Origin of the sequence: Kitasatospora cheerisanensis KCTC 2395, assembly GCF_000696185.1 — a bacterium.
Lineage (GTDB): Bacteria > Actinomycetota > Actinomycetes > Streptomycetales > Streptomycetaceae > Kitasatospora > Kitasatospora cheerisanensis.
In genome coordinates this window covers 4,210,748-4,233,484 of the sequence record NZ_KK853997.1, presented here as the reverse complement: position 1 = coordinate 4,233,484, position 22,737 = coordinate 4,210,748, and the positions used below count along the sequence as shown (strand labels likewise).

General features: G+C 72.4%; 21 protein-coding genes. 6 read left to right on the top strand and 15 right to left on the bottom strand.

Going from position 1 to position 22,737, the window contains the following annotated elements:
* The first annotated feature begins 342 nt into the window (after positions 1–342).
* Together serS and KCH_RS19225 are read left to right on the top strand one after the other, a co-directional pair.
* The gene (gene serS, locus KCH_RS19230; RefSeq protein ID WP_035864585.1) at positions 343–1,620 is read left to right on the top strand and encodes a serine--tRNA ligase; all 1,278 of its coding nucleotides are present in this window, start codon (positions 343–345) and stop codon (positions 1,618–1,620) included.
* Between the two features lie 46 nt (positions 1,621–1,666).
* Positions 1,667–2,488 carry an HAD family hydrolase gene (locus KCH_RS19225; protein WP_035864583.1) on the top strand — a complete coding sequence of 274 codons (822 nt, stop codon included), beginning with the start codon at positions 1,667–1,669 and terminating at the stop codon, positions 2,486–2,488.
* A gap of 66 nt (positions 2,489–2,554) precedes the next feature.
* Here KCH_RS19225 and KCH_RS19220 read toward each other — a convergent pair whose 3' ends face one another.
* Positions 2,555–3,985 carry an LCP family protein gene (locus KCH_RS19220; protein WP_244305370.1) on the bottom strand — a complete coding sequence of 477 codons (1,431 nt, stop codon included), beginning with the start codon at positions 3,983–3,985 and terminating at the stop codon, positions 2,555–2,557.
* A 724-nt stretch (positions 3,986–4,709) separates the two neighbouring features.
* Between KCH_RS19220 and KCH_RS19215 the strand changes: the two genes are divergently transcribed.
* Both KCH_RS19215 and KCH_RS19210 read left to right on the top strand, forming a co-directional pair.
* Positions 4,710–5,429, top strand: a complete 720-nt coding sequence (locus KCH_RS19215; RefSeq protein WP_051653221.1) for a FadR/GntR family transcriptional regulator — start codon at positions 4,710–4,712, stop codon at positions 5,427–5,429.
* Positions 5,430–5,489: 60 nt separating this feature from the next.
* Positions 5,490–6,734, top strand: coding sequence for a CynX/NimT family MFS transporter (locus KCH_RS19210; RefSeq protein ID WP_035864582.1), 1,245 nt, complete (start codon positions 5,490–5,492; stop codon positions 6,732–6,734).
* Positions 6,735–6,817: 83 nt separating this feature from the next.
* Here the strand turns inward: KCH_RS19210 and KCH_RS19205 are convergent, their stop codons facing one another.
* The 8 genes from KCH_RS19205 to KCH_RS19170 form a co-directional block, all read right to left on the bottom strand.
* Positions 6,818–7,534, bottom strand: coding sequence for an ABC transporter permease (locus KCH_RS19205; protein ID WP_035864581.1), 717 nt, complete (start codon positions 7,532–7,534; stop codon positions 6,818–6,820).
* Between the two features lie 10 nt (positions 7,535–7,544).
* Positions 7,545–8,462, bottom strand: coding sequence for an ABC transporter ATP-binding protein (locus KCH_RS19200; RefSeq protein WP_035864579.1), 918 nt, complete (start codon positions 8,460–8,462; stop codon positions 7,545–7,547).
* 9 nt (positions 8,463–8,471) lie between these two features.
* Positions 8,472–9,368, bottom strand: a complete 897-nt coding sequence (locus KCH_RS19195) for an ABC transporter permease (RefSeq protein ID WP_035864578.1) — start codon at positions 9,366–9,368, stop codon at positions 8,472–8,474.
* The gene (locus KCH_RS19190) at positions 9,365–10,405 is read right to left on the bottom strand and encodes an ABC transporter ATP-binding protein (RefSeq protein WP_051653220.1); all 1,041 of its coding nucleotides are present in this window, start codon (positions 10,403–10,405) and stop codon (positions 9,365–9,367) included. Before KCH_RS19190 ends, KCH_RS19195 begins: the two co-directional genes overlap by 4 nt.
* Before the next feature lie 235 nt (positions 10,406–10,640).
* Positions 10,641–11,687 carry a hypothetical protein gene (locus KCH_RS19185; RefSeq protein WP_035864575.1) on the bottom strand — a complete coding sequence of 349 codons (1,047 nt, stop codon included), beginning with the start codon at positions 11,685–11,687 and terminating at the stop codon, positions 10,641–10,643.
* Positions 11,684–12,550 (bottom strand): hypothetical protein, encoded by an 867-nt coding sequence (locus KCH_RS37500; RefSeq protein WP_051653219.1) that lies wholly within the window; start codon positions 12,548–12,550, stop codon positions 11,684–11,686. The genes KCH_RS19185 and KCH_RS37500 overlap by 4 nt, the downstream gene beginning before the upstream one ends.
* Positions 12,547–13,509 (bottom strand): hypothetical protein, encoded by a 963-nt coding sequence (locus KCH_RS19175; protein ID WP_035864574.1) that lies wholly within the window; start codon positions 13,507–13,509, stop codon positions 12,547–12,549. The genes KCH_RS37500 and KCH_RS19175 overlap by 4 nt, the downstream gene beginning before the upstream one ends.
* Before the next feature lie 34 nt (positions 13,510–13,543).
* Positions 13,544–14,074 (bottom strand): hypothetical protein, encoded by a 531-nt coding sequence (locus KCH_RS19170; RefSeq protein WP_035864573.1) that lies wholly within the window; start codon positions 14,072–14,074, stop codon positions 13,544–13,546.
* A 72-nt stretch (positions 14,075–14,146) separates the two neighbouring features.
* Here KCH_RS19170 and KCH_RS19165 point away from each other — a divergent pair, with 72 nt between their 5' ends.
* Positions 14,147–14,413: a hypothetical protein gene (locus KCH_RS19165; protein ID WP_035864571.1), complete on the top strand. Its 267-nt coding sequence runs from the start codon at positions 14,147–14,149 to the stop codon at positions 14,411–14,413.
* 224 nt (positions 14,414–14,637) lie between these two features.
* Here KCH_RS19165 and KCH_RS19160 read toward each other — a convergent pair whose 3' ends face one another.
* Both KCH_RS19160 and KCH_RS19155 read right to left on the bottom strand, forming a co-directional pair.
* A complete protein-coding gene (locus KCH_RS19160) occupies positions 14,638–16,074 on the bottom strand; it encodes a hypothetical protein (protein ID WP_035864570.1) in 1,437 nt (478 codons plus the stop codon).
* A 132-nt stretch (positions 16,075–16,206) separates the two neighbouring features.
* Positions 16,207–17,094 (bottom strand): LLM class flavin-dependent oxidoreductase, encoded by an 888-nt coding sequence (locus KCH_RS19155; RefSeq protein ID WP_035864566.1) that lies wholly within the window; start codon positions 17,092–17,094, stop codon positions 16,207–16,209.
* Positions 17,095–17,178: 84 nt separating this feature from the next.
* Here KCH_RS19155 and KCH_RS19150 point away from each other — a divergent pair, with 84 nt between their 5' ends.
* A complete protein-coding gene (locus KCH_RS19150; RefSeq protein WP_035864565.1) occupies positions 17,179–18,357 on the top strand; it encodes a hypothetical protein in 1,179 nt (392 codons plus the stop codon).
* Positions 18,358–19,234: 877 nt separating this feature from the next.
* Here the strand turns inward: KCH_RS19150 and KCH_RS19140 are convergent.
* The 4 genes from KCH_RS19140 to KCH_RS19125 all read right to left on the bottom strand — a co-directional run bounded on the left by KCH_RS19140 (position 19,235) and on the right by KCH_RS19125 (position 22,548).
* Entirely contained in the window at positions 19,235–19,465 is a 231-nt protein-coding gene (locus KCH_RS19140) for a hypothetical protein (protein ID WP_035864563.1), read from the bottom strand.
* A gap of 760 nt (positions 19,466–20,225) precedes the next feature.
* Positions 20,226–21,125, bottom strand: coding sequence for a hypothetical protein (locus tag KCH_RS19135; RefSeq protein WP_035864561.1), 900 nt, complete (start codon positions 21,123–21,125; stop codon positions 20,226–20,228).
* On the bottom strand, positions 21,122–21,826 hold the full coding sequence (locus tag KCH_RS19130; protein ID WP_035864558.1) for a hypothetical protein: 705 nt from the start codon (positions 21,824–21,826) through the stop codon (positions 21,122–21,124). The genes KCH_RS19135 and KCH_RS19130 overlap by 4 nt, the downstream gene beginning before the upstream one ends.
* Positions 21,823–22,548, bottom strand: coding sequence for a WXG100 family type VII secretion target (locus KCH_RS19125; RefSeq protein ID WP_035864556.1), 726 nt, complete (start codon positions 22,546–22,548; stop codon positions 21,823–21,825). The genes KCH_RS19130 and KCH_RS19125 overlap by 4 nt, the downstream gene beginning before the upstream one ends.
* Positions 22,549–22,737 lie beyond the last annotated feature (189 nt).

The window sequence follows — 22,737 nt, the reverse complement described above, 5'->3', positions numbered from 1 at the left end:
CGAGAAGCCGTATCGAGGTTTGAAACCTGGAATTGCCGGTTCGAAGGCCCGTGGACCATGGGTTTTCTCCTGTCCACAGGCCCCCGCGCGAACCTGTGGATAACCGCCCCCCGAAAGCCTTGTCCACCGGGGTTATCCACAGGGCGGGGGGAGTTATCCCCAGCCCCGGGCGGCTTTCCCACACCCCTCGGGCCGGCGGCCGGGCACAGGATGCCAGATTTCCGGACAGAAGGCGACATACTGGCCCAAGTCCCGCAGTGGCCGGAACCCGGCCCGTCGGAGCCGCCCCGGCCCGCCCGCCGGCGGCCCGGAACGCTCCCGCGCCACCGGTAGGCTGGATCCGTGATCGACCTTCGCCTGCTCCGTGACGACCCGGACCGCGTACGTACCTCGCAGCGCTCCCGTGGTGAGGACGTCGACCTGGTCGACGCCCTGCTCTCCGCCGACGAACGCCGCCGCGCGGCCGGCACCCGCTTCGACGAACTGCGCAGCGAGCAGAAGCAGCTCGGCAAGCAGGTCGCCGCCGCCAAGGGCGAGGAGAAGGCCGCCCTGCTGGCCCGCACCAAGGAGCTGGCCGCCGAGGTGAAGGCCGCCGACGCCGCGCAGAGCGAGGCGAAGGAGGAGGCCGAGCGGCTGCAGCGCTCGCTGGCGAACCTGATCGACCCGGCCGCCCCGGTCGGCGGCGAGGAGGACTTCGTCACCCTCGAGGAGATCGGCACCCCGCGCGACTTCGCCGCCGAGGGCTTCGAGCCCCGCGACCACGTCGAGCTCGGCCAGCTGCTCGGCGCGATCGACACCGAGCGCGGCGCGAAGGTGGCCGGCGCCCGCTCCTACTACCTGACCGGCCCGGGCGCGCTGCTCGAACTCGCCCTGGTCAACATGGCGATGGCGCAGGCCACCGCGGCCGGCTTCGTCCCGATGATCACCCCGGCGCTGGTCCGCCCGGCCGCGATGGACGGCACCGGCTTCCTCGGCCAGGCCGCCGAGAACGTGTACTACCTAGAGGACGACGACCGCTACCTGGTCGGCACCAGCGAAGTCCCGCTGGCCGCCTACCACATGGACGAGATCCTGGACGCCGACAAGCTGCCGCTGCGCTACGCCGGCTTCTCCTCCTGCTTCCGCCGCGAGGCCGGCACCTACGGCAAGGACACCCGCGGCATCATCCGCGTCCACCAGTTCGAGAAGGTGGAGATGTTCGTCTACACCGCGCCCGAGGACGCCGAGGCCGAGCACCGCCGCCTGCTCCAGTGGGAGAAGGACTTCCTGAACGCGCTGGAGCTGCCCTACCGGGTGATCGACGTCGCCTCCGGCGACCTCGGCGCGTCCGCCGCCCGCAAGTTCGACATCGAGGCGTGGATCCCCACCCAGGGCAAGTACCGCGAGGTCACCTCGACCTCCAACACCACCGAGTACCAGGCCCGCCGCCTGTCGATCCGGATGCGCGACCAGGACGGCGTCCGTCCGCTCGCCACCCTCAACGGCACCCTGGTGGCCGTGCCCCGGGTCATCGTCGCGCTGCTGGAGAACCACCAGCAGGCCGACGGCTCGGTGGTGCTGCCCGAGGCGCTGCGTCCCTTCCTGGGCGGGAAGGCCGTCCTGGAGCCCGCGGCCCGGTAGCCGCCCGCCGTTCCCGTCGTCCCGGAGCACCTGGAGCACTTCGCGCATGAGCACCGCCGCCCTGCCCTACCGGCTGGTCGCCACCGACCTCGACGGGACGCTGCTCACCAGCGCCGAGAACGTCTCCGCCCGCACCCGCGAGGCCCTGGGCGCCGTCACGGCGCTCGGGGCGCAGCACATCATCGTCACCGGCCGCTCGGCCGGCTGGACGAAGCCGGTGCTGGACGAGATCGGCTACACCGGGATAGCGGTCTGCGGGCAGGGCGCGCAGGTCTACGACGCGGGCGCGCACAAGCTGCTCACCTCGGTGACCCTGGACCGGCAGCTGGCCGCGCTGGCACTCGCCAAGATCGAGGCCGAGGTCGGCCCGCTGGCGGTCGCCGCCAACCAGGACGGCCTGGACGGCGAGGTCGTCGCGGGCCCCGGCTACCGGCTGCGGATCGCGACCGGCCTGCCAGTGCGCGAGGTCGCCCCGGAGCAGCTGCTGGCCGCGCCGGTCAGCAAGCTGTACATCCAGCACCCGGAGCTGACGGACGATCAACTGGCCGACGCGGCCCGGGCGGTGGCCGGTCAGCTGGTCGGCGTGGTGATGGCCGGCGACAGCATCGTCGAGCTGCTCCCGCTGGGCCTGACCAAGGCCACCGGCCTGTCGCTGGCCTCGCGCCGGCTGGGCGTCACCGCGGCCGAGACCATCGCGTTCGGCGACATGCCCAACGACATTCCGATGTTCCGCTGGGCCGGGTATGGCGTGGCGATGGGCAACGCCCACGAGCAGCTGCGGGCGGTGGCCGACGAGGTGACGGTCGGCAACGACGAGGACGGCGTGGCCGTGGTGCTGGACCGGGTGTTCGGCCTCGGCGGGCAGTAGCGGCAGGAACGGCGAAAGCGCCGCCGGCCCGGGGCCGGCGGCGCTTTCGCGTGTGCTGCGGTCCGGTCAGCTGCCGTAGCTGACGTTGGAGCAGACGTCGTCGTCCGCGGAGCGGGCGTCGTTGGCGACGCTGGTGGAGACCGGGCCCGGGTCGGCGGCGCCGCCGCCCGTCGCGGTGCCGCCGGCGGTCGCGGCGTAGTCCTTGCCGAGCACCAGCGAGATGCCGGCGGCGGAGCCGGCCTCGATGGTGGCGCCGGGGAACAGCGCGGCGACGGCCTGCGCGTTGGCCTTCTGGCCGCTGCCGTACTGGACCACGGTGGTGGCGTGGTTCTGGTTGGCGGCGTTGGCGGTCATGGTGACGGTGAAGTTCGCGGCCTTGAGCGTCGCGGAGGCCTTGGTGCCGAGGCCGCCGGTGGTGGTGCCGTTGTAGACGCCGACCTTGATGCCGGCCCCGTTGGCGGCCGGGGCGGCCGGCGGCCGGAGGAGGGCGCGGCGGCTCGCTCGGGCGGGGCTGGCGCCGCCGCCGCTGGCGTCCTGGCCGTCGAGGGTGCGGTCGGCCTTGAGGGCGGCCCAGAGCTGGTCGACCTCGGGGTGGTTGAGGCCGATCCGTTCCTTCTCGTAGTGCCAGGGGGTGGTGAGGAACTTGATGTCGTGCAGGTCGATGTCCTTGAGCGACATGCCCAGGTCGAGCAGCTTGTCGACGCCGGCCAGGTCGGGGTCGACGGTGAGCGACTTGGTGGCGGCGTCGGCCAGCGGCAGCAGGTTGGTCGGGCTCATGCCCTTGGTCTTGACCGACTTGATCAGCGAGGACAGGAAGGCCTGCTGGCGCTGCATGCGGCCGACGTCGGAGTTGTCGCCGATGCCGTGCCGCAGCCGGACGTAGTCGAGGGCGGCCTGGCCCTCGACCTTCTGCACGCCCTTGGGGTAGATCTCCTTGCCCTTCTTGGGCAGGTTGGGGTTGAGGTCCTTCTCGTAGATGGCGTTGGGCAGGCAGACCTCGACGCCGCCGACGGCCTTGGTCATCGCGGCGAAGCCCTCGAAGTTGACCACCATGGTGTGGTCGACGCGGAGGCCGGTGAGGGCCTCGACGGTGTTCTGGGTGCACGCCGGGTTGCCCTGCTCGCTGTTGCCGACCGAGAACGCGCTGTTGAACATCACGTTGGTCTGCGGCTTGGTCCAATTCTTGTTCGGCAGCATGCACTTGGGGATGTTGACCAGTGCGTCGCGGGGGAACGAGACGCCGACGGCGTGCTTGTGGTCGGCGTAGACGTGCAACAGGATCGTGGTGTCGGAGCGGGCGCCGCCCTCCTCGCCGCCGCCGAGGTCCTTGTTGGCGCCGTCGCGCGAGTCGGAGCCGATCAGCAGGATGTTCATCGGGCGGCGGCCCTGGGCGTCGGCCTCGGCGGCCGCCGGGCGGTCCTTGCTGATGCCGTCGCGGTCGAAGGAGGAGATGTTGGCGTTCAGTCGCCAGTAGAAGTAGCCGCCGGTGCCGACCACGGCGACGCTGGCGCCGACCAGCGACCAGATGATGATCTTCTTGGTGCCGCGGGGCTTGCGGCGCCCCTGGGCGGCGCGGCGGGCTTCGGCCCGGCCGCCGCCGCCCGCTCCGGCGCCCGCGGTCTCGGGCTCGGGGCGGCGCGGCGTCCGGAGCGGCCCTGCGCGGCGGCGCCGCGGCCCTGGGCGGCGCGGCGGGCCTCACTGCGGCTGCCGGGGCGGGGGCGTCGTCGTGGCCGGCCGCCCGGCGACGGGGCACGCCGGGGGGCGGCGCGTCGTCGCGACGGGGCGCGTCCTGCCGGTAGGGGTCGCCCTGTGGCGGGACGTTCTCCCACCAGCCGGCGTCCGCGTCGGACGCCCCCGCCCTCTGGCCTGCCATACGTACACCCTTCACCGGAGGCGGCCGTCGGGCCCCTCAGCAACCGCTCCGTCTGCTGGGCGGACGGATGAAGCTATGAGAGCGGAGCATATAAAGGGATCATTGCCGAGTCACGGCCCGGGGCTCCACTCCGAGCTCAGCAACGACGCGTACGGACCGCCGGTTCCCGTTCTCCCGTGTGAGACACGCGACTTCGGCGTTCGCACCGCTCTCCTCCGCCCGCTTCCGGGCACCGTTCGGCCCGCCGGTTGTCTCCGCGTTCCCGCACGCCAGAGCGGTTGTAGGATGACCGGGCAAAGCAGTTGTAGGATGACCGACATCGGACCGCGCACGTGAAGGGAGCCCGGCGTGGAGGGACTGCAGGCGGCCGGGCGGCGTTCGCTGGTGGACGAGGCGATCGAGCAGCTGCGGGAGCAACTGGCGGGCGGGGCGTGGCCGGTGGGGTCGCGGATCCCGACCGAGCACGAGCTCGCCGAGCGGCTGCGAGTGGGGCGCAACACCGTCCGGGAGGCGATCCGGGTGCTGGTGCACGCCGGCATGCTGGTCTCCCGGCAGGGCGAGGGGACCTTCGTCCGCTCGACCAGCGACCCGGCGTCGGTGCTGCGCGGGGTGCAGCGCTCGGGGGTGCGGGACGTGCTGGAGGTGCGTGCCGCGCTGGAGACCGAGGCGGCCCGGCTGGCCGCCGAGCGGCACACCCCGGACGACCTGGCCCGGATGCGGGCGGCGCTGGCCCGGGAGGCCGAAGTGATGGCCGCGCACCCGGAGCGGGCCGGCCGGGAGGCCACCGTCGAGCACGACCTGGAGTTCCACACGGCGGTGGTGGAGGCGGCGCACAATCCGGCGCTGACCGAGGTGTACCGCTACTTCGGGGCCTCGGTGCGGGAGTCGATGCGCGCGGCGTTCGGCGACCACGACATGCCCGAGGTGGCGATCGGCACCCACGCGGCGCTGGTCGACGCGATCGAGAGCGGTGACCCGGAGCGCGCCGAGGCGGCCTGTCGGGCCCTGCTGGCGGAGCCGACGGCGGCGGTGGAGCAGTTGCTCGCCGAGATCGCCGCGCGCAAGTAACGCGCCGTCAACCCTCCGGTCCCCCTTCTTCGTTCACCCGCACAGAGAGTCAGCCCCGCCATGTCGGTCACCCGTGCCGTGCAGCCCGTCCTCGACCCGAAGGTCGGTACCCGAACCGCCAAGTTCGCCCACCCCGCCCTGCTGCTGGCGGGCATCGTGCTGGTGGCCCTGAACATGCGGGCCTGCCTGGCGGCGGTCTCGCCGATGGTGGCGGAGATCCAGCACACCTTCGGCCTGTCCGCGGCGGCGAGCGGCCTGATCACCACCGTGCCGGTGCTGTTCCAGGGCGTGGGCGCGCCGCTGACGCCGCGGCTGACCCGCCGGTTCGGCACCGAGCGGGTGGTGCTGGGCGCGGTGCTGGCGCTGGGCGCGGGCGTGCTGCTGCGGGTGCTGCCGTCGGTGGCGACGCTGTACCTGGGCTGCGTGGTGATCGGCGTGGCCATCGCGGTGCTGAACGTGTCGATGCCGGGCCTGGTGAAGCGCGAGTTCCCGCACCGGGCGGCGATGATGACCGGCGTCTACTCGACCACCATGCTGGTCGGCGCGACCATGGCCGCCGCGCTGTCGGTGCCGCTGGAGCACGCCCTGGGCGGCGGCTGGCAGGCCTCGCTGGGCGCCTGGTCGGTGCTGGCGCTGGTCGCCGGACTGGCGTGGCTGCCGCAGGTGCTGAAGGCCCGTCAGGAGGCCACCGTGCCGGTGCGGGTGGCGCCGGCGGCGGTGCCGCAGCGGCCCGCGGTCAGTCCGTGGAAGTCTCCGCTGGCCTGGCAGATCAGCGCGTTCATGGGCATCTCCTCGCTGCTGGTGTACACCCTGGTGGCGTGGATGCCGACCATCCTGGCCGACCACGGGATGCCGCGCGGCGAAGCCGGCCTGGTGTTCGCGTTCAGCAACCTGGTGCAGGTGGTCGGCGCGTTCCTGGTGCCGCTGGCGGCGGGCCGGATGACCCGGCAGCGCGGGCTGGCGCTGGCCATGGCCGGGCTGAACGCGGCGGGCATCGCCTGGCTGCTGCTGGCCCCGGTGTCGGGCGCGTGGGCCTCGGCGACGGTGCTTGGCCTGGCGCAGGGCGGCTCGCTGGGCCTGGGCCTGGCGTTCATCGTGCTGCGCACCGACAGCGTGCTGGGCGCGGCCCGGCTGGGCGGGATGAGCCAGGCGGTGGGCTACCTGGTGGCGGCGGCCGGCCCGGTCGGCGGCGGCGCGCTGCACCAGCTGACCGGCGGCTGGGACGCCACGCTGGTCGTGATGCTGGCGCTGTCCGCGGTGGCGGCGGTGGCCGGCTGGGGCGCGGGCCGCGACCGGACGGTCTGACGGACCACGCGGAACGGCGGGGACGGCATGTGCCGTCCCCGCCGTTCCGCGTCTCCGGGAGGGTTGCTCCTCGCCGTCGGGGGCTACTCCTCGCCGTTGAGGGTGAGCCCGGCCAGCTTGACCGAGGCCAGCGCGGTGGCGCCGACCGCGGCGACGATCAGCAGCCAGACCGCGGTGCTCAGTCCGACCGGGGCGGTGACGGTGCCGTCGGCGGCGACCGCCTGGGTCAGCGACAGGCCCCACTGCTGGACGGACAGGGTGCGGGCGCCCTCGACGTAGTTGCCGATCAGGCTCTCCCAGATCAGCGCGTAGGCGAGGCCGGCGATCACCGCGTGTCGGGTGACCACGCCGAGCAGCAGGAACAGTGCGCTGTAGGCGGCGCCGGCGACCAGCGTGCCGACGGCGTAGCCGGCCGCGATGCCGTCCGCGGAGCCGTAGAGGATCAGGCCGGCCAGGTAGGTCGGCAGCGCGGACAGCAGCCAGGCGGCGCCGACGGCGACGGCCAGCTTGGTGGTGACGATCTGCCAGCGCGGCAGCGGCTTGGCCAGCAGGTAGACGATCGAGCCGTCCTCGATCTCGGTGGCGATCACGCCGGTGCCGACGATCAGGCCGGTGATCGGGACGAGGGTGCCCAGGGCGAGGTTGCCGAGGATGCTGTGGGCGAGTTCCAGCTTGTCCAGGGTGCTGTTGCGGGCGATCACGGCGATGACCAGCAGCAGGACCGGGACGGCCAGCAGGATCAGGATCCGGCGGCGGCCGAACAGGCCGCGGGCGGTGAGCCTGGCGACGGTGGTGTTCATCGGTGGCCCTTCAGGACGAGACCAGGTACGAGAAGACGCTTTCCAGCGACTCGTCGGCCGGGGAGACGGTGTACAGCCGGATGCCGGCCTCGCGGGCGACCTTGGGCAGCAGGGTGGTGAAGCCCTGGAAGTTGATCGCCTGGATGCGCAGCGCCTTCTCGGCGGTGTCGAGTTCGATGCCGGCGGTGGAGCCGTCCGCGATCAGCGCGGCGGCCAGCCGGCGGTCGTCGCTGGAGCGCACCAGGTAGCGGTGCGGGCGGTCGGTCATCAGGCGGCGGATCTCGCGGAAGTCGCCCGAGGCGGCGTGCCGTCCGGCGACCACCACCTCGATGTGGCGGGCGAGTTGCTCGACCTCTTCGAGGATGTGCGAGGAGAACAGCACGGTGCGCCCGTCGGCGCCGAACCGGCGCAGCAGTTCCATGAGGTGGAGGCGCTGGCGGGGGTCCATGCCGTTGAACGGCTCGTCGAGGAGCAGCACCGCCGGGTCGTGGACCAGGGCGGAGGCCATCTTGACGCGCTGCTTCATGCCCTTGGAGTAGGTGCCGGTCTGGCGTTCCTGGGCGTACTCCATCTCGACCAGAGCGATGGCCCGCTTCGCGGCGGCGCCGGGGTCGGCGAGGCCGTGCAGTTCGGCGTTGGCGAGGACGAACTCCCAGCCCGTCAGGTAGTCGTACATCGACTCCTTTTCGGGGACCAGGCCGATCTGCCGGTACACCTGCTGGTTGCGCCAGATCTGGGCGCCGTCCAGGGTGACCGCGCCGGAGGAGGGGGCGAGGAAGCCGCTCATCATGTGGATGAGGGTGGACTTTCCGGCGCCGTTGGGGCCGAGCAGGCCCGTGATGCCCGGTCCGATGGTCATGGTGACGTCGTTGACGGCGACCACGTTGCCGAACCAGCGGGAGACCTTGTCGATGGTGATGACGGCCATGGCTGCCTCTCAGACGTTCCGGTAGCGGCGCAGCATCAGCGCGTAGCTGCCGGCCGTGACGAGGGCGATCACCGCGGCGAACACCAGTGCGCCGAGGGAGCCGGGGGCGTGCAGCTTGTCGGGGCCGTCGCCGCCGATCCCGAAGAGCTGGTTGACCAGGCCCTCGACGGTGCCGCTGGGCGAGATCAGCTCGGCCCAGTACGCGGACTCCCGCGGGACCGGGTCGTAGCCGCCGGTGAGGCCGCGGACGATCGCGGCGATCGCGCCGGTGATCATCAGGGTGCCCATGATGGCGGCCACGCCGAAGCCGCGGCGCGGGGTGGCGGCGGCGATCAGCAGGCCGAGCGCGGAGTACAGCAGCGCGTACAGGACGGCGGCGACCAGGCCGTACAGCAGGTGGACCAGGTTGTCGCCGAACGGGAACTTGGCCAGCAGCGAGCCGACGAACAGCACCAGCAGCGGGAGCGACAGCATGATCATCAGGGCGCTGAACATGGCGGCGAACTTGGCGGCCACGTAGTCGCCGCGCCCGGCCGGCCGGGAGAAGTACAGCGGCACGACGTGGTGGCGCAGGTCGCGGGACATCAGCACGGGGGCCTGCGCGGCCAGGAAGATCTGCGTCAGCACCGAGAAGTTGGACAGGTACTGGGCGTAGTCCAGCGGCATCTGCTTCAGGTTGGCGAACACCGCGATGGCGAGCATCGCCAGCGCCGGCGCGGTCAGGCCGCCGAGCAGCAGGAACGGCAGCACCTTCGACTTGCCGGACCGGCCGAGGCCGAACGCGGCGCGCAGGCTCTGCACGTACAGCGAACGGGTGGCGTAGCCGCGGCCCAACCGGGGCCCGGTGTACGGGCGGTAGCCGATGTCGTGGATGACGCCGCTGTGGGTCTGGGCGGGGGTGGTCATGCCTGCTCGCCTCCTGCCGGCACGGCCGCGGCCTGCTCGTCGTGCGACTCGTGCGACTCGTGCGACTCCTGCGCCTGCTGCGGCTGGTGCTCCGCGGGCACGCCGGGGTCGGCGCTGAAGATCTCGGCGACCCGGTGGCGGCGCTGCTCCAGCCGGATCAGGCCGAGGCCGAGGTCGTCCACGGTGTCGCGGACGGTGTCGTACGTCCCGTCGCCGGCGAGTTCCACCAGCAGGATGCGGCTGCCGTCGGGGCGCACCGTCAGCCCGGCGGCGGTCAGGCGCTCGCGCAGCACCGCCTCGGCGTCGAAGTCGCGGTCGGTCGGGTGGTCGGTGACCTCGACCGCGAGCAGCTGGGTGGCCTCGGTGAACGAGGCGGTGGAGGAGGACCGCAGCAGCTTGCCGCCGTCGATCACCACCAGGTGGTCGCAGGTGCGCTCCAGCTCGCCCAGCAGGTGGGTGGTGACCAGCACCGAGATGCCGAAGTCGGTGTGGACGCGCCGGATCAGGCCCAGCATCTCGTCCCGGCCGACCGGGTCGAGGCCGTTGGTCGGCTCGTCCAGCAGCACCAACTGCGGGTCGTGGACGAGCGCCTGGGCCAGTTTCACGCGCTGCTTCATGCCGGTCGAGTAGCCGCCCATCGGGCGGTAGCGCTCCTCGTACAGGCCGACGTGGCGGAGCGTGTCGGCGGTGCGCTCGCGGGCCGCGGAGGCCGGCAGGCCGGACATCCGGGCCATGTGGACCACGAACTCGGTGGCGGAGACGTCCGGCGGCAGGCAGTCGTGCTCGGGCATGTAGCCGACGCGCTCGCGGATCTCCGCACCCTGGGTGGCGATGTCCAGGCCGAGCACCTGGCCGGTGCCTTCGGTGGCCGGGGACAGCCCGAGGAGGATCTTGATGAGTGTGGACTTGCCCGCGCCGTTCGCTCCGACCAGTCCGACCACGCCGGGCTGCACCTCCACGGTGAGCCGGTCGAGCGCGGTGACCCGGGGGAACCTCTTGGTGAGGCCGTCCGTCTTGATGACTGTGGACACGGTCATCAACGTAGTCCTCGTCACACCCCGGGAACATGCGCTGGGCGGCCGAGCCTTCATCCGCCCACGGGATGACACTCCGCGCCCGCCCCCTAGGGGTTCGGGGGGCGGGCGGGAGCCGCTTCACCACTGACGCCGCGTCAGCCGCCGTTCCGGGCGGCCTTCCGGCGCTCCTCCGGCACGTGCCGACGTTCTTGCGGCGCGTACCGGGTCGCGGCGGGTCGCGGCGGGTCGCCGCAGGTCAGGCCATCAGGCTGCTCTGCAGCAGCAGCACCTGCCGGAACGCCTGCTCCGGGACGCCCTGCGGATTGGTCATCTGGATCAGCGCGACCGTGTCGCCGCACGCCACCCAGCCGATCCGGCCGGTCGGCAGGTCCCCCGCCTTCGCGTCCGAGAGCCGGACGTTCGACTGGCCCAGCGCCACCTTGTAGGAGCCGTCGACGTCCAGGTGCGAGGACTCGATGTCCTTGGTCGCGCCCATCAGGTTGGCGCCGTTGAAGAAGTCGTTCGCCTCGTCCTGCGAACCGAACCGGATCAGCCGCAGCTCGGTGCGGGTGCCGTCCTTGGCGCTCCAGCCCTGGGCGGCCGCGCCGCGGCAGGCGTCGCTGGTCAGCCGCTGCGCGTACTTGTCCTCCTTGGCCAGCATCATGTCCCGGTCGCACGGCACCCAGCGGCCGGCCACCGGCGGCAGCGCGGCCGCGCCCGCCGAGGCGGAGGCACTGGCGGACGCGCTCGGTGCGGCGCTCGCGGACGCGGACGCCGAGGCGCTCGGGCTCGGCGCCGCGGACGGGCCGGTGCCGACCGCGCCCTTGGGCAGCGGCAGCAGCAGCCCCCGCAGGTCCGCGGCGTGCGTCTTGAGCTTGTAGTCGGACGGGGCCGAGGCGCCCACCGGCAGCGGCGGCAGCGCCAACTCCGGGAACACGTACCGGCCGTCGTTCGGCGTGGCCAGACCGGGCAGGTCGGTGCGGTCCGGCAGCGTCATCAGGACGGCGCTCCCGGAGCCGAGCGCCACGGTCAGCAGCAGCGCGCCGCCGACCTGCCACCTCCGCTTCCGGTCGGCCTTCGGACGCTCGGGGAACGGCCCGGCGAAGGGGTTGGCCTCCGCCGCGTCGGCGTCCGGGGCGGTGCTCTCCGCGCCCGACGGGGCCGCCCACTCGGCCTGCACGGCCGGCTCGGCCTGCACGGCCGGCTCGGCCTGCACGGCCGGCTCGGCCTGCACGGTCGGCTCGGGCTTGGACGGTTCGGACGGCTCGGACGGCCCGGTGCTCGGGGTGGTGTCGGTGCTCATGCGGTGGCTCCCGGGATGGCCAGTCGGTCGAGTTGCTGACGGAACAGGTCGATGACCTTGTTCTGGTCGAGGGGCGCGGTCCCGGCGACCTCCAGCTGCACCAGCAGGTCGCCGACGCCGGCGTAGCACTGCAGGTAGTCGAGCTGGTCGCCCGCCTTCAGCATCGGCAGCGCGCAGTGCGCCTCCGCGTGGCCGGCGACGCCCGGGCCCACCCGGTACAGCTCGTTGTCCGTGTACCACTTGCCGTACGAGTTGTTCTCCGCGGCCACCGCCTGCTGGTTGTACTGGCTCAGCACCAGCGTCACCATCGTCGAGTTGTCCGTGGAGGCCAGGGTGCGCGCCCCGATGCCCTGGATGTGCAGCGAGGACAGGGCGTTCTCGGCGTCCTTCCGGTACTTCTCCGGAACGTCCGCGAGGGTCTCCTTCAGCACCTTGTCCAGGTCGGTGTCACGGATCTCGTGGTCGTTGCCGATCGACTTGTAGTCCGGGCCCAGCCGCCAGCCGGACGGCACCGGCAGCATCAGGTCGCGCAGGCTCCCGAAGTGGTTGCCGTTGGACTTCGCGCCCCACGCCTGGGTCGGGCTCGCCGAGGGGGCGGCGGGCGCCGCGGCCGCGGGCGCCGGTTCGTCGCTGTAGTGGACCTTGATGATCGCTTCGCCGATGCCGACGCCGACCAGCGCCGCCGCGACCACCGCGGCGACCGCCTTCAGCGCGGTACGCCGGGGCTTCGCCGGAGCAGGGGCCTCCTGCTCGGCCAACTCCGGTGCGGCGGGGGCGGGTTCGGCATCCGGCTCGACCGCCGGCTTGGTCGGCGACGGCACGGTGGGCTCGGCGACCGGCTCGGGGGATTCGATGTCGGTCACGCGATTCGCTCCCACTGTCGCTTGGCGACGTCCGCCAGCTGGACCCGGTCCACCGGGTTCTTGCCGTAGACCTGAATGTCCATCAGCACGGTGCCCTTCCGGGCCAGTGCCTCGCCGTAGTAGTACTTCTCGGTGCTGCGGGCGTAGGTGTACTCCACCTTGGAGGTCATGATCAGGCTGTCGTCATTGCCCGCGATCTGCGACAGGTCCATGTCCGTGGTGCTGCGGGGCATCATGCCGAGCATCACCTTGTTCACCGCCTCGGGCGTGTACTGCATCAGCTTCACCCGGTACTTGACGTCACCGGAGGACCAGCTGACCGACGCCGTCCGGCGGAGGCCGTCGGCCAGCAGGTCCGTGAACTCTCGGGCGCTGTCGCCGCGGTACTCCGCCAGGTCCGCGACGGTCAGCCAGCCGTCGCCGTCGCCGTCGGTCTCGTCCTGGCTGCCGTCCGGACGCTTGATCAGCAGGTCGCGCAGGTCGCCGTCGATGTTCAGCGGCTGCGGGCCGGCCGCGGCCAGCGCCTTGGCGTCGACCCGCTCGGCCGGGTAGCTGAGCTTCGGCGCCTCCAGCGCCGGCAGCGGCGTCGCCGGGCGGGCCGCCTGGATGCCGTAGCCGACGCCGACGCCGATCAGCGGCCCGGCCACCACGGCGGTCAGGAACAGCGCGCCGACTCCGAACTTCCGCTTCCTGCGGGCGGGTTCGACACCCTCAGCGACCGGCTCGGCCGGCTCGCCCTGCTCGTTCGGCTCGTCCTGCTCGGCCGGCCCGTCCTGCGGCACTTCGGACGGGCCGTCGGACGGGGCGTCAGCCGCGGCGGGCGGCGCCACTTCGGTCTCGGCGGCGTTCTCGGTGGGGTTCTCGGTGGCGGTCTCGGCGGGCGGGGTTGCCGCCGGGGGTTCGGACGGCACGGCGGCGGCCGCCCCGGGCTCCGCGGCGCCCGTGGACTCGGTGCTCAACTGGTGCTCCTGGAAGAAGAGTTCGGGACGGCCGTCAGCCGTTGGTGAGGCGGTCGCGCTCGCGCTTCATGGCGTCGAAGAGCAGCGCCTTGTCGGGGTCGCCCTGCACCTCGACGGTGATCTCGTAGACCACGTCGCCGACCACGCCGATGCCGATCAGGGCGCCGGTGTACGCCTGCTCCTTGGGCTTGAAGATGTAGCCCTTGGCGTTGGACACGCCGTCGATGTCGAAGGAGTTGTCGCCGTAGCCCGAGTGGTCGGCGAAGCCCTGCGCGCGGTCGGTGCGGCCGAAGCGCTTGAGTTCGGAGCGGATCTCGGTCTTGCCGTCACGGAGGCGGTAGGTGCGGCCGGCGGCGTCCTTGAAGCCCCAGGAGTCCAGCACCTCCTTGATGTCGACGCTGTCGCTGTACTGCGCCTGGAGGTCCTCCGTGGTCAGCATCGCGCCGTCCGGCGAGCCGTACGGGTCGGCGTTGTCCGGCACCGGCAGCAGGAAGTAGCGCAGGTCGCCGCTGTGCTTGCCGCCGGAGACGCTGCCCTGCAGGGTGCTGGCCGGGCGCGGCGCCACGGTCGCGGCGGGGGTGGGGTCGGCGTCGGGCTGGGCGAGGCGCTGGCGCTCGCACTGGCCGAGGCGCTCGCGGTGGCCGCCGGGGCGGCGGCCACCCGCTTGGCCGGGTCGGGCCGGCCGACCACGACGGTGACGGCCGCGCTGGTCGCGGTCACGGCGAGCAGCGCGGCCACCGTCAGCGCCACGCCCGCCGCCCGGGGCAGTCCGCGCCCCGCGGCAGCGGGCTGCGGGGCGTCGGACGGCACGGCCCCGGCGTTCTCCGGGTCGGGCGCGGTCGGGGCGAACGGGTTGGACTCGGTGACCGGCGGCTGCTCGGCAGGCGTGGCGGCCGGCACCTGACCAGGGGTCGGTTCGGAAACGGACAAGGGTCTCCCCCCAGAGTGCACATGGATGACCGCACGGCAGCGGCGAGCCGTCCCCCGGGCCGACTCGGACACCGGCTTCACATGCGGTGCACGAATTATGGGAGCCCTGTGCAGTCGTCAACAACACGATTGGGCGGGCGAATGCCGTAATCCCGCGTCAATCGGGCAGTCCGTGATCGAAACGCAACCCGGCCCGGATCAGCCCGCGTCCGAGTCATCCTTCGTAGACGGAGCAGATGCGTCCGACGGAGCGTCAGCAGGCGTGCCGGGCTGGGCCGGCAGCACCGGCGGGGCGTCGGCCGGCGGGGCCTTCGGAGCCTCGGCGGGCGGGGCGACCGGAGCTGCCGGAGCCTTGGCGGGCGGGGCTGCCGGAGCCTCGGCGGGCGGCGCGGGCTGGGCCGGCGGCGCAGGCTGGGCCGCCGGGGCGGGCTGGGCGGACGGGGCCGGCGGCGTGGGCTGGGCGGGCGGGGCGGCGTACCCGGTGGGGTCGCCCAGCCGGATGCCGGCGGCCTCCGCCAGGGCGACGTCCAGGCGCTCCTTGCGGATCCGGCGGTCGATGTACATCACGCCGTTGGCGAGCGGCGTCAGCGGGGCGGTCGCCGCGACGACCAGCAGCACGAACAGCAGGCCGATCACCACCACGGTGGTCAGCGCACCGGTGCCGGGCAGCGCGGCGGTCGGCGGCGTGTCGTAGTCGTAGACGTAGGGGTCGGTGTTCGGCATCACCGCGGAGAGGACGATGCCGAACGGGTAGCTGACGATGTTGGACGCGAGGCGGCCGATCAGCCACACCACGAAGGACAGCAGCAGGCTGCGCCACCAGTTGCCCTCGTTGAGCCGCCAGGCCCGGCGGATCGCGCCGACCGCGGTGGTCTCCTCCAGCACCAGCACCGGCACCTGCAGGACCAGGCGGATGTTGACGAAGACGGCGGCCACCACCGCGGCCGGGACCATCACCAAGGCGAACAGCCCGATCAGCGGGTTGTCGGCGGCCACCGCCCAGGCGATCGGACCCACGATCGCGAGGACGGCCAGCAGCATCACCGGCACAATGACCAGCGCCTGCGACAGCAGTGCGGGCCACACCCGGGGCATGGCCTCGCGCCAGGCCTGACGGGCCGTCATCGGGCGTCCGAGGGCGGCCGCGCGCAGCACGATCGTGGAGACCGGGCCGGCGACCGCGTACTGGGCGAGCAGCACCAGCAGGAACACCAGGCCCAGCACCAGCATCGGGCCGAACACGTCCCACACCTGCCGGCCGGTCGCCGAACCGTCGTCCGGCAGCCGGTCGAGGGCGTCGCGCAGGTTGCCCGTGAAGAGCACCGCGAGCACCACCACCGGCACCGCGCCGATGCCGGTGACGGCCAGCAGCGGCAGGAACAGCGCCTTGAAGTACCGGCGGACGGTGTCGAACACGGCGCTGAACATCTCGCCGAACGACAGCGGCCGCAGCGGGACGACGCCCGGCTTCGGGGCGAGCGGCGTGGTCCCCCACGGACCGTGCCCCCACCCGCCGGGGGCTCCCGCTCCCCAGCCCGTGTGCCCGTAACCCGGGCCGTGGCCCTGGCCGTAGGGCTGTCCGTAGCCCCACTGGCCGCCGGGCTGCTGCCCGGGACCGCCGCTGTCCCCGCTCATCCTTACCCCTCCTGAGGCTCTCGTCCCGTGCGTGCGCCGGGATGCGACGAGCCTAGGACTCCCCGGCGACCTTTTCTGCGGCGGCCCCTGGCCGGTCCCGGGCCCGGGGCCGCCGTCCGGTCCGACGGCGCGTCAGCCGAGTTGACGCAGGCCGTCGGTGGCGATCCGCTCGAAGACGTCGAGGTCGTTGGCGAAGATCGAGTCCGGCACCGGCCAGTGGACCACCAGTTCGGTGATGCCGAGTTCGCGGTACGTCCCGGCCCAGTCGACGAAGGCGTCCACCGACTGCAGCGGCTGCTCGGCGGTCGAGCCCTGCAGCAGCAGCTTCTCCAACTCGCCGACGTTCCGGCCGCGTTGCTCGCAGGCCGCGGTCAGCTTCTCGACCTGCCGGGCGATCACCGCGGGCGCCTGCGCGACCGGCACCTCGGCGGGCCCCTTCGGGTCGCCGTAGGTCACCCAGCCCTGCCCGTGCTCGGCCGCCAGCCGCAGGCCGCGCGGCCCGGTCGCCGCGACGTAGAACGGCAGCCGCGGGCGCTGCACGCAGCCCGGGATGTTCCGCGCCTCCACCGCCGAGTAGTACGCGCCCTCCCGGGTGGTCGTCCCGTTGGTCAGCAACTCCTCCAGCAGCGGCAGGAATTCGCCGAACCGGTCGGCCCGCTCCTTGGGCGACCAGGCCTGCTGTCCGAGGGCGGTCGCGTCGAAGCCCGTTCCGCCGGCGCCGATGCCCAGCGAGATCCGGCCGCCGGACACGTCGTCCAGCGTGATCAGTTCCTTCGCCAGCGTCACCGGGTGCCGGAAGTTCGGCGAGCTCACCAGCGTCCCCAACCGGATCCGCTCGGTCGCGCACGCCGCCGCCGTCAGCGTCGGCACCGACCCGAACCACGGCTCGTCCCGGAAGCTCCGCCAGCTCAGGTGGTCGTAGGTGTAGGCCGCGTGGAACCCCAGCTCCTCGGCCCGCCGCCAGATCTTCTGCCCCTCGCTCCACCGGTGGATGGGGAGGATCACCGTACTCAGTCGCATGCTGCCGACCCTACGCGCGAGCTTGCCGGCGTGAGGGCCGGCAACGCGGAGCGAAGGAGTCGGGGCGATCGCTAACGTGGTGCCGTGGACGCTGACGCACGCTTGTTTGCCAACCTGATCGATCGCAGTGCCGAGTTGAAGGGTGAGTTGGTCGCCTTCGGGCAGAGCGCGCGCTTCGACCGGTGGTTGACGCCGCTGCTGCTGGAGGCGGCCGGCCCCGAGCGGTGGTTGGACGAAGCCGAGGCGATCCGGATCATCGACCACTTCCTCCTGCGGTACCGCCTGCCGGACGGTTCGACGGTGGTGGACCGGTTCGTCGCCGGGCGGCGGGACCTGACCGGGGCCGAACGGGAGATGCTGCTCAGCTGGCGCGAGCCGGTCGAAGGGGTCTTCGAGGTGCGGCGCAAGGACGGCGAAGCCGTCGTCCTGCTGAACCTGGTCGACGATCTGGAGTACCGCACGTACTCGACCCTCGGGCGGGGCGCGTTCCGCGGCGTGTCCAAGGGAGGGTTCCTCCTCGTCTGCCTGGTGCCCCTCCAGCCGGACGGGGGGACGTGGCTGATCTCGGGGGCGATGGAGCACCACCCCAGGTCCAGCGCCGCCGAAATCGCCCGGGCCGCGCTCCACCTGGCAGTCAGCCGGCCCGAACTGGTCTTCCGCAACCCCGAGAAGGTCGAGCAGGGCTGGCAGCAGATGCGGGAGGACCGGGCCGCCTTCGTCGAGTTCTCCGGCACCGACGAACTCGTCCTCCCCCCGGCCGAGGCCGCGGACCTGCTCACCGCCTACTACCGGCAGCGGCAGGAGTCCACCGCGGCCGCACACCCCGGCCGGGGCCGAGGAGAGCGGCTTCCCCACCCGGATCTCCCGACCGTCGAACTCTCGCCCGAACTCGCGGAGGCGGAAACCGTCGGCGTCATCTACGACGAGGTCGAGGGGCTCAACCTCTATGCGGACTACGGGATGCTGCGGGACCTGTTCACCGCCCCTGAGCTGGCGGGCCGCCGGAAGCACCAGAACCTGCTGCGCACCTACCTGCGCGAGGAATCGATCACGCCCCTGCCGATCCGCCGACTGGTCGCCACCCATCCAGGGACGGCCGACGCGGTCTTCCGGAAACTCCTGCGGCAGCCCGGATTCAGCTGGGCCGAGCACGGCGAGGAACTGCTGCGCCGGCGCAAGCCCTGGTACTACGCGCGGGAGCCCAGGCCCGGCGTCTCGGTGATCGGCGATCGCCTCGCCGAACTCGCCGCCGGTCGACGGTAGTACCGGGCGGAGCGCTGCCGTCGACAGCACCCGAACCTCCGGAATCCGGAGCGTCGGCGCACAGGAGTACCAAGTGATGTACGACAGACGGTGATGGGTGAACGAGGCTCGACCGAGGTCACCAGCTTTCCCGAGCCGGATCCGCTCGGTCGCACAGGCTGCTGCCGTCGGCGTCGGCACCGACCCGGCGGACTCCAACTCCCCGGCCAGCCGCCAGGTCTTCCGTCCCTCGCTCCACCGGTGGATGGGAGGATCACCGGGACCGGAGGGCGCGCCCGATTCCGGCGGCCGTCCGGGCCGGTTCGGGAGGGGGCTCAACGGTCGTGGCCGGTGGGGGAATTGCGTTCTCTGTTCGTACCGGATTCGACTACGCTGCGTCCGCGCGCAGGGGGGACCTCGCGCCGCCGCGGTCGAGCCGCGGCCATTCGACTTCGAGGAAGACAGAGATGCGCATGGCCAGAAGTGCCTCACGCCGCAGGCTGAGTGCCGGGATCGCGGTCGCCGCGCTCGGCGCCGGGACGACCCTCGCCTTCGCCGGGGCGGCCCAGGCGGACCCGCAGCCCGTGACGTTCCAGCTCAAGGACCTCGTGCTCCAACCGGGCGAGTACAGCCGCCCGTTGGCGCCCGGAAGCGTGTACGGCATCGCGGACGGCACCTGGGTCTACGCCGTGAGCGCGAAGCCGCTGACCGACGCCGCCGCCCCGCTCCAGCTCCCGGCCGGGATCAGCGTCGACCTGAGCACCCGGTTCGAGAACTCGACCTGTGCGACGGTGACCGGCACCGCGGGCGTCTACACCTGCGACTCCGCCCCGCCCAACATCTTCGCCTCGCCGCTGATCGCCGTCGGCGACTCCGTGCCGGACGGGACGGTCGCCTACTACGGCGCGGTCTTCGTGCCGCGGGGCGGGAACGTCGCGGACGCCGTGGCCGAGGTGAAGACGGCGGGCAGCAGCCCGGCCGGCGGCCCCGCGAGCAAGGCGGCCGCGAAGGTCACCGTGGAGACGCCCGGGCACGTGGCCCGGAACACCGTCAAGCTGACGGCCCCGGACCTGCCGGCGGGCACGTCGGTCACCCAGCAGGTGACGGTGCACGCGGTGGACCCAGGCAAGCTCCAGCTCCACTTCAACAGCGCCGCGGGTCAGCCCACTTGGCCCTACTTCCCGACCCCGATCGGCGTGAAGGTCACCGACGCGACGGCGTCCCCCGCGGGCTCCTGCAACCACGTGACGAGCGAGCTCAACTCTCCGACAACGATCATCTGGTGCGACCTCCCCGCCGGTGACACCACCGTCTCCTACACCCTGGCCGCCCAGCCGGAGCTGGTGAGCTGGAAGGTGGACGTCCGGGCCGAGTACCAGATCCTCACCTGGGGCGCCGGCAACCCGGAGGCGCACCGCACCTTCGCCTTCCTGGGCACCACCCCGGCGCCGACCCTTCCCCGGCGCCGACCCCGACCCCGACCCCGGAGCCGACCGACCCGGCGACCTCCCCGGCCCCCACCTCCCCGGCCCCGAGCAGCCCTGCACCGAGCGCCACGGAGACCCCGGCCCCGTCGCCGACCCCGACCCCGACCGGTTCCCCGGCCGCGACGACGAGCGCCCCGGTCGTCACCGGCACCACCCCCGGCACCACCACCTCCGGCACGCTGGCCAGCACCGGCGCGGACGGCCTGGTCCCCGCGGTGGGCGGCGGCCTCGCCCTGGTGGCCGGCGGCGCCGCGACCCTGGTCGCCCTCCGCCGTCGCCGGGGTGCGCACAGCTGACCTTGCGTCACAACAGCCGGCCGGCTGCGTTCACTTGTGGTGTTGGACCGGTGCCCGTTCAACAGGCGGTACGGGCACCGGGGTCGGCAGAGGCCTCCGACCTGGCTCATTCACCGGGTCGCGGCCAGGGAACCGGCTCGGGGCGGCGCTGCCACCACCAGCCGCGCAGCGCGAGCTCGAGACGCGGCAGACCCGTTGCTTCGGCGAGAGCCGTGCCCCTGTCCTCGACGGTCCGAACGCGGAAAGCGTCGTCGACCAGGGCAAGGGCCTCGGCGAAGCGAACCGCGCTCTCCCCGTCGAGTTGGGTGGCCGTCTGCGTCAGGTCGTCCCGCAGTGCCAGGTCCTCCTGGTAGAAGGCGACGGGGTACCAGCCGTCGGGCGGCCACCCTGTCGACATACGGGTGACGAGGGACTCCCAAGCGCCCAGCCGGGTCCGGGCGTACCACTCGCCCTCTGTCTGCTCGCCGCCCGATGCGGCGTTCCCGGTCCTGCGTTCGGCGACCCAGGCACTGAACGCATCGCTGACGGGAGTGGCGACCCGGTGCTCCCGGATCACTTCGGACTGCGGCTCCACCGGTACGTTCGGGAGTCCGGGCACCGCGCGGCCGACCGCGTCGATGGTGAACCCGGCTTCTTCCTCGTCCGACTCGTACAGCCGGGCCCGGGTCAGCAGGCCGTGCGGCGCCGCCAGCCAGTAGGCACTCGGCAGCTGCTCCGCCGCGGGGAACAGGACCGGCTGCCCCAGCGCCTCGGCCAGCGCCGCCGCCAGTTCGGCCTCGGCCGGGCGATCCGGGTGTCCGTCGGGTACGTAGATGTCGAGTGCCCAGGAGACGTCGCCGTGGACCGGCTCGTAGGTGCAACTGACGGTCGCGTCCCAGTTCCGGTGGTCGTAGTCGTCCGCGCCTGCGACATCGACCTCGTCCAGCGGCTGCCGGAACAGCTCCGCGAGGACGGCGGCGACGCGGTCTCGCGACAGCATGCTGGTGAGGAGCACGTTGTACGTCATTTGTGTTTCCCGTGGTAGACGGCGTGGGCCTTGGTGATCACGTGCGGATTGTCGCGGAACCGGGGATCCCTGGTGAATGCCGGCACCTTCGACGGGTCTCCGTCGGCCTTGGCCAGCTCCTTCAGCGCCGCGTACTCGTTCCGGTCCATGTTGACGATTCCGACACCGGAGTCCGGGAACACGGTTCCGTGCGGCTCGACGCCGTAGCTCCGGCCGTTGATCTCGTAGCGCTGGGTCTGCGCGTTCCAGTGCGCGCGGCCGGCCGCGATCTGCGCGACGTCGTCGTGCACGTCCTTCTCGTATCCACGCAGGATGACACTGTTCTCCGCCTTGACCTGACCGCCCTTCACCCCTGCCAGCGTGTGCCTCCGGTGGGGCGGGTTCAGGCTCTTTCCCCGCGCCGCGCCCGCGACACCGTCGACCACGGGCCAGGGCGGCCCGGCCGGACTCGCTCCGTGGCCGGGCGCGTGTCCCTTGCCGGACAGCGCGACCGGGCGGGCGTCCGTCTTTCCGTCCTCGAGGATCTTCTTGAGTTCGGCCGCGTGCTTCTCCTCGACCTCCGCGGTGTTCTTGGCGACCTTCCGGAGGTTCGCCCCGGTCTCCTGGTAGAGCTTCGACACGGCCTTGCCGGCATCCTCGGCGAGGGCTTTGCCGAGCTTCTCCGCCCCGTCTTCCAGGGCCTTCACGATCCGATTGGTCACGCGAAGCTCACCGCTCCGGCCTTGGCCCCGAACGCCTGCGCGTGGCCTGCGACTGCCTCGGCATGGTCGTGCATCATGCGGGCGTGCGTCTCCAGTGCGGCCGGGTCGATCCGAAAGCCGGTGCCGCCCCCGCCACCGGACGACACCCCCAGCGCCGCCTCCGCCGCCTGGAACACCATCCCCTGCACCGCGTTCGCCACCGTGTCCACCAGCGGACCGATCGCCGCCTCCACCACCTGCGCGATGATGTACTGCTCCAACTGCTGTTCCAGATAATTGATCAGACGCTTCGCGGTCTCCTCAATCAGGATCACCGCCGCCTCCGCCGCACCGAACGTCGCCACCGCCGCCGCCTGGTCCGCCACGAACGCCGCCGCCAACGCGATCAGCTCACCGATCGTCTCCACCTTCATCGCCACGATCACGTCCGCCGCGACGTCCAGCGCCTGCGCCACCACATGGCACGCCTGCACCAACTCGTTCAGGTGACTGTCCGACAGCGACGCCCACTTCGCCAGCAACGCCTCGTACGACGCCCCCTCGTACGCCTGCCCCAACTGCTGGATCGTCGACGTCGACTGCTGGTGCACCGACTCCACGTTCTGCGCGAACTCCCGCACATGGGACGCGAACTCGCGCACCTTGTCCTCGTTCACCGTGGGCCAGTTGATCCCGATGAACGACAGGAACTCCACCACTTCACCGGGCAGCTCGATCGCCATGCCACGCCCTCCCCCGACGGCATCCACATATCCGTTCGAACGTAGATCCGAGACGGCCCGGGAAGAGCGGACTTTCCGAAACCATGACCATCCGGGGGAGGACGGTCGGAGTGATGCGGGCCGCAGGCGACGTCGCGGCCGGGCCGGCGGGGATCGTTCATCCGCGTTCTCCGGGACGCCATGGCGGGG